This is a genomic window from Psychrobacter sp. 72-O-c (assembly GCF_904846605.1).
In the GTDB taxonomy this organism is placed as follows: Bacteria; Pseudomonadota; Gammaproteobacteria; order Pseudomonadales; family Moraxellaceae; genus Psychrobacter.
In genome coordinates this window covers 1-11160 of record NZ_CAJHBI010000004.1, presented here as the reverse complement: position 1 = coordinate 11160, position 11160 = coordinate 1, and the positions used below count along the sequence as shown (strand labels likewise).

At 40.3% G+C, this 11160-nt stretch carries 9 protein-coding genes; 8 read left to right on the top strand and 1 reads right to left on the bottom strand.

What is annotated here, in order from left to right:
• Window positions 1-7 precede the first annotated feature (7 nt).
• From JMX97_RS01850 to JMX97_RS01815, 8 genes are all read left to right on the top strand, one after another.
• Window positions 8-853: a pilus assembly protein PilX gene (locus JMX97_RS01850; protein ID WP_201554602.1), complete on the top strand. Its 846-nt coding sequence runs from the start codon at window positions 8-10 to the stop codon at window positions 851-853.
• A 133-nt stretch (window positions 854-986) separates the two neighbouring features.
• Entirely contained in the window at window positions 987-4874 is a 3888-nt protein-coding gene (locus JMX97_RS01845) for a PilC/PilY family type IV pilus protein (protein ID WP_201554600.1), read from the top strand.
• A gap of 38 nt (window positions 4875-4912) precedes the next feature.
• The gene (locus JMX97_RS01840; protein WP_201554598.1) at window positions 4913-5467 is read left to right on the top strand and encodes a prepilin-type N-terminal cleavage/methylation domain-containing protein; all 555 of its coding nucleotides are present in this window, start codon (window positions 4913-4915) and stop codon (window positions 5465-5467) included.
• On the top strand, window positions 5467-5955 hold the full coding sequence (locus JMX97_RS01835) for a type IV pilin protein (protein WP_320157733.1): 489 nt from the start codon (window positions 5467-5469) through the stop codon (window positions 5953-5955). Before JMX97_RS01840 ends, JMX97_RS01835 begins: the two co-directional genes overlap by 1 nt.
• A 451-nt stretch (window positions 5956-6406) precedes the next feature.
• The gene (locus JMX97_RS01830) at window positions 6407-6853 is read left to right on the top strand and encodes a prepilin-type N-terminal cleavage/methylation domain-containing protein (protein ID WP_201554596.1); all 447 of its coding nucleotides are present in this window, start codon (window positions 6407-6409) and stop codon (window positions 6851-6853) included.
• Between the two features lie 93 nt (window positions 6854-6946).
• On the top strand, window positions 6947-8269 hold the full coding sequence (locus JMX97_RS01825) for an O-antigen ligase family protein (protein WP_201554594.1): 1323 nt from the start codon (window positions 6947-6949) through the stop codon (window positions 8267-8269).
• Window positions 8270-8613: 344 nt separating this feature from the next.
• Window positions 8614-9138: a pilin gene (locus JMX97_RS01820; RefSeq protein ID WP_201554592.1), complete on the top strand. Its 525-nt coding sequence runs from the start codon at window positions 8614-8616 to the stop codon at window positions 9136-9138.
• A 145-nt stretch (window positions 9139-9283) separates the two neighbouring features.
• Window positions 9284-10483 (top strand): serine hydrolase domain-containing protein, encoded by a 1200-nt coding sequence (locus JMX97_RS01815; protein ID WP_201554590.1) that lies wholly within the window; start codon window positions 9284-9286, stop codon window positions 10481-10483.
• Window positions 10484-10528: 45 nt separating this feature from the next.
• Here the strand turns inward: JMX97_RS01815 and JMX97_RS01810 are convergent.
• Window positions 10529-11160: transposase (locus JMX97_RS01810; RefSeq protein WP_201554588.1), on the bottom strand; the 632-nt coding region annotated here is incomplete at its 5' end.

The window sequence follows — 11160 nt, the reverse complement described above, 5'->3', positions numbered from 1 at the left end:
AGGTAATATGTCAAATAATAAGCAGTATCAATACCCAAAAAGGCTACCTTCGCACTCTCAACAAGGAGCGGTATTGATTGTGGTGTTGCTATTTTTGGTATTAATCATATTGGCAGGTGCCATCGCAGTCAAACGAAGCACAACCGATCTAAGGCTGGCGACCAGTGATCAAATCAACACTTTACTATTACAATCCGCTGATAATGCCCACCAAAATATAGAGCAAAGCATCAATGGTAGTAGTGATACTGATATCTATAATGCCATGCTCTCAAGCACAGGTCCGTTTGGACATTTTATCTTGAATCCTGATAGTAGCGAACACGAATATGTCTTTTGCTTTCGTCCGCGTGGACAATTCTTTAATATCAATAAGACAACCATCTCTATTCCGGGTGGCGGCAATGTATTAGGCAGTAGTAATGGCTATTGTGATCCTGCACTGCCAGATGATTATGTTAGCAAGCGTAACGCCAGTATGACTCAAGTCAATATCTCCTTGACTCCTAATAGTGCCAGTAATGAGGCGTTTGGTAGCTATACTATTGGTCAAGATAGTAGTGAGGTATCCAGTCAAGCGTTTATGTTCGATATCAATAGTACCGCAATATTACCTGCTTATGCTGGCTCAGCTACTGCCGCAGCAGACTGCCTAAAAAAAACTAGTAAGTACGAAAGTGTCGCTGATAAAAATGAGACGATTGCCGGCTGTATGGCACAGGCAGGGGTACCCAGTACCGCACTCTATGAGATGGCCAATGTAGAAAATCAGTCACAGCGCACTAGGTGTGTCGAGCTTGGAAAAACTAGTAGCGGTAAGTCTATAGATTTACTTTGTAGCCTAATACCTTAAACAGCTAAATAAAATATAACGTTAATCTATTGATAGCTATTTTTTATTTAACTCTCATTGTTGTGTTTTTAGCCATTATAAGCCACTCAAAAGTATAGCCCGCTAATCGCACTGATAGCATAAGGATAAGACCATGAAATACATACATAATAGACAGTCCGCTAGACGCTCATGGCATACGACTGCATTGTCAGCAGCGGTATTGGTAGGTCTAACCGTTGTCAGTACCTCAGTAAATAGCGCCACCGAGGACAAAGAAATCGGTGATTTAGAAATTTATCAGGCAGCCAAAGGTGGCAAAGTTACTATTATGATGATGTTAGATACCTCAGGTAGTATGGATGGAGGTCAGTACACCTCTGCCTGTGACCTACCTCCAGGTACATCTTCTACAGGGGTATACACGGAACAGTCATCGACTACTCCACAATATACAAGAAAGTACTGCACGACTGGGGATGAGGAAACTGAAAAAAGGTACTTTTACTTTGCTAAGGCTCAAAATAAAAAAACTAAGTGGTCTAGTTGTGGTGATAATGGCAGTACTGATAAAAAATGCGATGGAAAACCTCTAAACCCTCCTCCATCAACTGTTGGATATATCGCTGAATCAAGTGGAGACGATACGTATTACTATAAAAATGTTGCGGTTGCTGGATCTGGATCTGGATCTGGTAAGGCCTACGACCGTCTCACCCGCTTAAAAGACGCCATTTTCACTTTAATGGAAAGTCCTGAGCTGGACGCTGAAAAAGTAGCTATTGGAATTGGGCAGTACTCTACACAAAGTGATGAAAATAACGTATCTAAGACACATGATAGCAGAAGCGGTAAGATACTAGTTCCAGCAGCATTACTAGATGAAGCACAGCGTACAGCGATTAAGAAAGCGGTTGCTGCATTGAGGGGCATAGGTAATACACCGACGGCAAATGCCTATGCAGAAGTTGGTGCTTATATGTTAGGGACTAATACCCCTTCAAGTAATAATGACAGTGGTTTTAGCGAATCTATATGGTCTTCTAAAAAAGATGGTAAATACGTCAGCCCGCTTATATCCGACTCCACCTGTGATGGACAAGGTATCTATTTCTTGACAGATGGTTTACCAAATAACGCATCTAATCCTTTACCACTAATGAAGTCTGCATTAGGAACTAAAGGCAACTCCTTTACTATACCGACCACAGGCACATTACCTAGTAGTGGTAGCAAAGGTATGGCTGAAGTTGGTGAATTTTCTAAAGCCTTACGTAGTGCAACACTCAACCCTTTGGGTGCAAATAAAAAAATCCTAACTGCAGTCGTTGGTTTTGGTTCTTACTTTGAGGTAGATAGAGTTGCGGATGCAGGCAAGTCTAAAGAAAATCAAGTGATTCGCAGGCTTTCCTATCTCGACTCAAAAGGCATACAAAGAACTTCTGATTTTTATAATTGCAACAACATAGAAAACATAGATGCAAAAAATGCTTGTAACTGGGGTGCAAAACCACATGATGATTTACCGACAAGTGTAGGAGTATTTGGTAAAGGAGGATTTTATTCAGCGAGTTCTACAGAAGACATTATTGAAAGCATTACCACATTTGTTAGCGATCTAGATCAAACTTTACCTTCTGCTCCCTCAGGGACCATTACTATTCCAAGTGATCCATATCGGGCGTCCAATCAATTACCGTATGCTTATCTTCCGATGCTCGCACCAGATGTAGGTTCAAGCGCCAGCATATGGAAAGGTAATTTGAAGAAGTACAATCTAAACCAAGGTACGCTATTTGGCAATGGGGGCGAAAAGCTATATAAAAATGTCGCCGGTGATCTTAGTAGTACAACCCAAGACATATGGCAAACAGCAGATTTCCAGAATTCTAAAGGAATTGTTGCTAACAATGATATTAGCGCAGGTGGTGTCTATGCTCAGCTGAGTACACCAAAATCGGGTCTTAGTAGTGTACGTAAAATATATGTCGAAGACTATAAGGATGCCAATGCAAATCCTAAAAAACCAATACTACGTGAGTTGAGTGTCAATAGTGATGGTAAACCGGTAGGCTTTAATCTCTTACAAGATACTGCTACCTATACTGAGCTAAATAAACGTCGCTTGCTGAGTTTCTTGGGTTTTGAAGAAGCAATATATGATGATGAGCAGATAGATCTGATTTCAGATGCTGATACTGATGCTGATACAAAGATAAGTAATCTAACACTAATTCAGCCAACTGATGACATTAGAGTGTTGGGCGGAGTTGTGCATTCAACACCTACTGCTATCTCTTATAATGCTACTCTAGATGCTAATGGTCGAATAACTGCTTCTCGCGATGACTATGTACTGTTTGGCTCTATGGATGGTGCGTTGCATTTAGCTGATGCTGAAGATGGTGAAGAGAAAGTAGCCATTATCCCTAAGATTATGTTAACAAATCAGCCAGAAGCCTTGGTTAATAATTCTACACGTGATGATAATAAGACCGGTAGTCCTTATTTTGGGGTTGATGCACCATGGTTGGTAGTGACCGATTATAAATATGATTTAGATTCTACTCCAAAAAAAGTCACTGTTGATCAGTCAGGGAAAAAAGGTATGTTTGCCTACGGTGGTCTACGGATGGGCGGTGAAGCCTTTTATGGTCTAGATATCTCTAAAATTAATGACTTAACTGACTCTGCTCCAAAGATTCTCTTCAGTATTACCAGAAATGGTCTAAGCTCTGCAGCTAGTAATAAGTCTAATGAAAAAGGCTTTGAGCGTTTAGGACAGATTTGGAGTAAACCGACCGCTGCCAAAATTCGCTTAAAAAAAGATGATGTGAATCCTACTGATGTGCTGATCTTCGGAGGTGGCTATGATATGGCTTATGAAGAGGATGATTATGTGCCCACTACTGTTGCTCCTGCAAAGGGCAATGCCATTTATATGATTGAGGCTAAAACAGGCGAGCTAATCTGGTCAACCAGTGGTGCAGATAGCTTGTTAAAAAATGTTAAAACAGATGCTATGATTCATAGTGTCGTTGGTGAGATCACCGTACTCGATAGAGATAATGATGGGCTGACCGATCATATATACGCCGCTGATTTAGGCGGCCAAGTCTTCCGTATCGATCTACAAAACGCACGTTCTAACAAGTTTGGTTTTACAGAGGTAGATAACTTCTTAGCTAGACCTGCCATTCGCATCTTAAACGCTAGTGCTGATGTTGAAGAAGATAAATTTGCTTATCGCTTTTATGAACGTCCAATCGTGAGCTTTTACCGCAGAGAGAGCGGTCCGGATAACGGTAAGCTTTTTGCGCTAGTGAATATCATCTCTGGCAACCGTAGTTCACCATTATCTGAACTACGTAAGACTAATGCTACTGCTAACCGTGTTTACGGTATCATTGATAGTGATGTGACTAGGAGCGATCTATATACGACTTCTACGCTCAGCATAGAAAACTTGAACAACGATAAGTTGATCAATTTAGCTGCCACGCTTGGTAATACCCCAACTGAAAATGTCAAAAATACGGCTAAAGCAAGTATGATTACTGGTACAACAACTGGTATAAATAAAGGCTGGTACTATCCGCTGATCCGCTTCGATGGAAAAAATAATGTGAAGTATAATAAAGGCCTTGGTGATAGTGCAGTGATCAATAGCTTGCTATATACCACGGTTTATAACCCTGAAAAGCAGTACGGCACACCTAATAGCTGCTCAGCTAGAATAGTGGGCGGCTCAGAACGCCAACTTTATTGCTTGCCTTATGGTGTCTGTATGGATACAACTTCAATAACAGGTACTGGTGGTTTTATTCCTGCCGGTCAAGGTATCCAAGAACTAGCGCTGGGAGCATTTAATAAAGACAATACCAATCTAAAGGTATTAATCGGTACGACCACGCTAGAAGAGCGTATAGATACGGACAATAGGGTCGACTATGTGGGAGGCGGTGATGGTAGTGGCTCTGAATATATCTTTAACGAGCGCTATACCCTACAGCCACGGGCTTGGTATGAGCGCCAGCAGTAATTTCTGATGACTCATGACTTTATAATAGGACGCGGCATATGATCAAGCCAGTACGTGCGCCATTGCATAGCAGCCGCCGAGGCTTTACGTTAATTGAGATGATGATTATCGTGATAATTATCGCTGTCCTCGCCGCTTTCGCTATTCCCAGCTATCGCCGCTACGTGGTCATGAACGCTGAACGTGAAGCACAGGCTAAAATGTTGCAATTGCAGATACAGCTAGAGCGCTGGCGGGCAAAGACTTTGAGCTATAAGGGGTTTATCCCTCAAGTTGTCAATAGCGACGATAATAGTGTTACATACAGCTATGCTGAAAATGACAACCAAACTATATATATACCCGATGGTAGCGGTTCTGATACTTATCGTTACCAGATTACCTTGGTCGATGGTGTCAGTACTGGCAGTTCACTAGTCTCTACGGAATTGGCCACTGGTCGCACATGGAAGATGCTCGCTGAACCTAATACACCTACAGCAAACACAGGTGAGAATCTTATGATGATGACCAGCACTGGATTGCGTTGTCAAAGTAAAAATGATGTCGAGATTGACGATGATGATTGCGGTACAAATCAGGAGAGCTGGTAATGCTATCGTCAAAAAGAACTAAGGGTAGTAATGATAATAGTGAGGTAACTACACTTATGATGACATTAAAAGCCTTCAATACACCAAAGCCCCAACATGGCTTCACCCTGATTGAGATGATGATAGTAGTTGCTATCATCGGCATACTAGCCGCTTTTGCTTATCCAAGTTATCAGCAATATGTTATTAAGACTAAACGCGTCGATATGATGAGTGAACTACAGAATGTTGCCGCCCAAATTCAAAGCCGCAAACTGGCACAAGGAACGTATAGCAATGCATTAATCACAGGATTGGGCGGCGACTATCCAAAGCAGAATCCCCTTTATAATGTCAGTTTTACGCCTGACCCGCTTACTTCTTTATGGACAATCACAGCCACGCCCGAAGATGGCCAAATGGAAAATGATGGTAATCTCACTTTGAGTTATCTAGGTGTTAAATGTCGAACAACCGTGACTCCTTGCACCGGCAATAACTGGAACTAATCCTAAGCTATAATATCTAGAGCACGTCTGACAAAAAACGTCAGGTAGAGTTACGATAAGCGCTTACAACTTACCTAAAGTGACAATTTGCAGCAACGAATAGGCAACATTGGTCAATAAACAGAAATCATCATCATCAATAATAACTAGAAAACGATAAATACTGTCTCAATAGGTACCCAAGTAGAGTGGTCCTGTACTAATATCTACTATTAATGGTATAAAAATCTAATATGACTCTTAAGTTAAAGGTTATGACGCTTATCTATTAAGAAATTACCTAATAATGTCAAAAAGTTGGCACATTATCTGCAACAATAACAACAAACCAGTCAGAAGGTTAAATTATTAACCTCGGCTGTCATCCACAATATTTATAACTGGCAGACAGTTGCCAATACGCTAATGAGCGTTTATGATACTGTCGTTATTCTATCCCAAAGGAGTTCTTATGAACGCTCAAAAAGGTTTTACCCTAATCGAACTAATGATCGTTATCGCCATTATCGGTATTTTGGCTGCGATTGCTATTCCGGCTTATCAGAATTATATTGCTAAATCACAAGCGGCAGAAGCATTCACCTTGATGGGTGGCGCGAAAACAACTATTAATTCTAACTTACAAAACAATAGCTGTACTAATACTGATGATGATACCCAAAATACAGTTAATGGTAAGTATGGTGTTTTGACAATTGGTGGTGCAGTTGCTCAAGATTCTAATCCAACAGCAGCAACTGGCTGTACAATGAGCTATCTATTCAAGGGTACAGGTGTATCCAGTCAATTAGCAGATCTTGTAATCGAGGCTGGTTTAAATAATAATGGTACTCTGGCTATCGATGATACTGCTACTACGGTCGATGATGAGCTTTTACCTAAATCATTCGCATCGTAAGTGTAGATTAAGGTTTTATTCCATTACATTATCCAAAAAAGCCAAACATGATGTTTGGCTTTTTTTATATTCTTAAATATGGTTTAACACGCTATGTACAACAAAAACCCTTTAAGTAAACAGCATAAGCTTCAGACATTTATTAAGTCTGTTAGGCTGTTATTTAATAAAGAATTATCGATAGGGCTATATTTTTTATTGTTTATATTGGGAATGAATACAGGTAGCGGCCATGATTCTTATAATGAATTTAGAGTTTTTCAGGTCACACTGCTATTAGTAATAGGGGTAAGTACCTGGTGTTATAGACGATTATTTATTACTAAATTAGAATTGCTGTTTTTTGCTTTTATCGCGTTTGGTAGCTTTTTTTGGCAGCAGCCTATATTTGTGCTAAATGATGTGCTGCTAGTTTATTTATTATACAAGAGCTTTTATCTTTTAAATTATCAACCCTTACTGTCAAAGCTTATTGTACTATCGAGCTTATTAATTTTTTTATTGTTGCCAGTAGCATTATGGAATTATATAGACACGGGTAAATATTCTCCTATTTGGTATCCATTGCCATGGAATATGCGCGTTTATGACAGTTATTTTTTAATTATTTCTGTTTTTGCCGTCTGGTTTTATTTGACTGAAAAGCAGTATCGATTTTTATATTTACTATTCTTATTCTTGGCATTTCTAGCGGTACTGTTAGATGGCGGGCGCTCAGTCACTTTAGCTTATACGGTGTTTATTGCTATTATAAGCCTATTTCATCGTCGTGCTCGGTGGCGGCTTGTCTTAATGTATGCTATGTCATGGTTGACTTATATAATAGTCACTTATACAGCCAATACCAGTGTCACCAGTCTACGGATAGCGAGAGATACTAGAAGTGATCGCTATGATTTGTGGATAAACGCCTTTCAATGCTGGTCACAACATCCACTATTTGGATGTGGCTTTTATCAGCTGGATAAATATCCAAATATAGCTGCCCATCCACATAACTTGTTTATCCAAGTGTTGACTGAAACAGGGCTCATTGGTTTTGGTTTTTTAGCTTTTATTATATTTAAAGTCGCTAAGAATATAAATTGGGACTTAAAGCAAAACTATTTTGTTATTGCCGCTTTATTAGCAATAAGTATCGATATGTCTTTATCAGGCGTTCATATATATCCTGTTACCCAAATAGCTCTGTTGTGGCTGTTCGTTTTTTTACTAAAAAATCCTGAATTTTCGCACGCTCACCATTTTAATAAAGTAGTACAGCAAAAAAAGGCCATAGATAATATTTTACCGTTAATTATTTATTTATCACTTACTATTTGGTTTATTTACTTGTTTACCAATACCAGTTCTTTTTTACCGGGCACACCGCTTACTCCACCTCGTTTTTGGGTATATGGTTACCAGTTATGGTAGATAGCGCTCGTATAGCAAATGTGGGTTGGGTATCTTACCGAGCACCTTATCTAGACAGCCAAAATCATGTTTGGCGGTTTTATTAACTATAAAACAAAAGAGTGGGTAATAGTGGCACGATATATGCAGCACATGTTATATACAGTACTAGACAACTATTGATAACCTGATATCGCTTATATTATCCTAACGTTTAAAACACTCTCATTTCGATAACTCATTAACTAATCAATGTTTTGATTAAAGCTTAAGATTTGAATAATATAATTGCATAAACCATAGCATTATTAATGAGCAGTTATTATTACAGTACGAATTTATCAATTAATTATAAGAGAATATTTATGAACAATCAAAAAGGGTTTACCCTAATTGAGCTAATGATTGTTGTTGCTATTATCGGTGTTTTGGCAGCGATTGCGGTTCCTCAGTACCAGAACTATATTGCTAAAGCGCAGGTGACTCGTGTACTTGGTGAAATGGGGGCTATAAAAACACATGTTGAGCTGTGCCTAATTGATGGTAATGAATGTGGGTTTAACGTCGCTGAGACCAGCTTACTAGGTGCGGCAGCTGGTACTTATACTGGTAATGGTGCCGCTGTTCAAGTGGCATTAAATCATAAACCTACTGTGGTAATCGCACCTACTACTGGCAGTGCTGTTATTTCAGGTATGTTCGGAACTGGTGCGGCAGCGGCATTATCGGGTAAAACCATCCAGTGGCATCGCAACACTACTAGTGTTGCTGCGGCTGCTACTTCTATTCCTGGTAGTTGGGCTTGTCAGACTAATATTACTGAGGTTAGGTTCATTCCTGCAGGATGTACCTCTCCTACGTTAACTGCTATTGCTGTACTGCATCCTTAAATGCTATTAGCATAGCACACCAAGCAAGTGTGGATAATTAACGTAACTACTTCCACTCATTTAATAATAAGCCAAGCTTTTGTTTGGCTTATTTTTTGCTATTATATCCTTACTACTCATTTTATATGCTTATAAGCAAACAGCTATGTTTCGGAATCTTAAAGCGGTCGACTTTATAGTCGTATTACTAATAATGGCTGTCTTTGCGATAGCGAGCTACTATTATGTCAATCCGTTAGCGCGCAATCTATTGTGGCTACAGACTTATCCGGTACGGGCAGAGCTAGCAGTGGCTACGATAAACTGTAGTGAGGACAGCCCGTCATGGCTGGCCGATATTGTGACCACCCAAAGCCGCAATAATAATGCCCCAGCCAATCAAATTGCTTATATCGATCCCCAAGGTCAGCTACATCACTGCGAAAATGGCTATATCGGCCAGTATCCATTACTATCAGATACCATTACCGAACAGACGCGCTTTCGCTATGCGAGCGTCACTAAGCTATGGACAGCAGATGCGATTTTAGCCCTTATCAAGGATGACAGGCTATCGCTAGATACCAATCTGTCTGACATCATCACTGAAATTAATGCGCCGAAAGACCTTAATATCAACCAGATTACTATTCGGCAGTTATTATTGCATCGTGCAGGATTTGATCGTTATAGTGTATTCGGACAGGATATGTTCGGTATTGGGCAGGCTATTTGCCCTGATAATTTAAAAGGACTTAACGAGATTAAGCTTGGGTTTATCCCTGATACTAAGACCAGCTATTCCAATTTGGGCTATTGTCTATTAGGCGAAGTTATCAGTCGACTGCATGATGATATGCCTTATAAAGAGGTGATAGCGCAGCAGTATAACTTTGCTGATAGCAGCTTACGCTTTATCTCAAATGCTGCGATGCCTGATGAAGTTTCTTATAATTATGTCGAGACCGGCATTACGGGTGTTGGTGATATTTATACGGCATTTGATTATAAGGGGTTGGCCTCGGCTGCTGGACTGTCAGGTAATGCGATTGACCTGGCACAGCAAGCGCACGCAATGGCTGCGAAACCTGCGCCGAATATATTATCATTAGATGCTGATAACTCCTGTGATATGAGCAAATTTAGAGACTGTTACGGCTACGCGATGCTCCCTTATCAACCAACACCGCAGTCTGCAACGGTATATTACCGAGATGGTAATTTACTAGGGCTATCGTCCTTAGTGGCTATCGATGAGCAAGGGGGCGTTGTGGCATTATTGAGCAATGGCATACCAAATAATGCACAACAGGGGAGTGATGGTGTTAAGTTGATGATATATGAGCATCTTGCTAAAGCGCTCTAAAGGTTTGTATTGAATGAAAGTCATTACTACATATATTATTAGGACTTACGCAACCTTCAGCCTAGGCGAGCGTAACTGCTCGCAAAGGTAGTTATCAAGTAAGCCATGTTTTAATCGATACACCGTTTGCCTTGTTTGTCTGGCGAGTCTGGTTAAGCATATCCAAACCAATATAGAACAACAGATATGGTTGCGCTGTATTCGAGCTTTACGACACTGATTAGACTCTATGCCCGTTAGCTGCTTAATCTCTCTATGAAACTGCTCAATCTTCCAGCGTATGGCGCACACCTGTTGTACGTCATTACGATTAGCTTGAGTGGTATCGTTGGTGACGACCCAATCCGTGCGGTGAGTACTCACCACGACCCGAAACAATTGCACTTTATAATCTTTAGGGAACTTATTTATCTTAATCAACTTGCCGTTATCTTGTTCTGCCTCTGTCCATTCTAAAGTACTTACTGCGCTATAAGCTCGTTGTCCTTTGGAGTCATCAACCAAACGGTTGCTCTTAAGCGGACAGTAAAATATTTTATCCAAACCATCAATGGTGAGCATGATGTCTTTGGTGGCATACCAGCTGTCCATAAGCACGGTTTTAAATGCTAGCTGCTTGTACTCGATACTGTGCTGTAGCATGTCTTTTAAATGGTCAAGCTTGCTCTTACCATCGC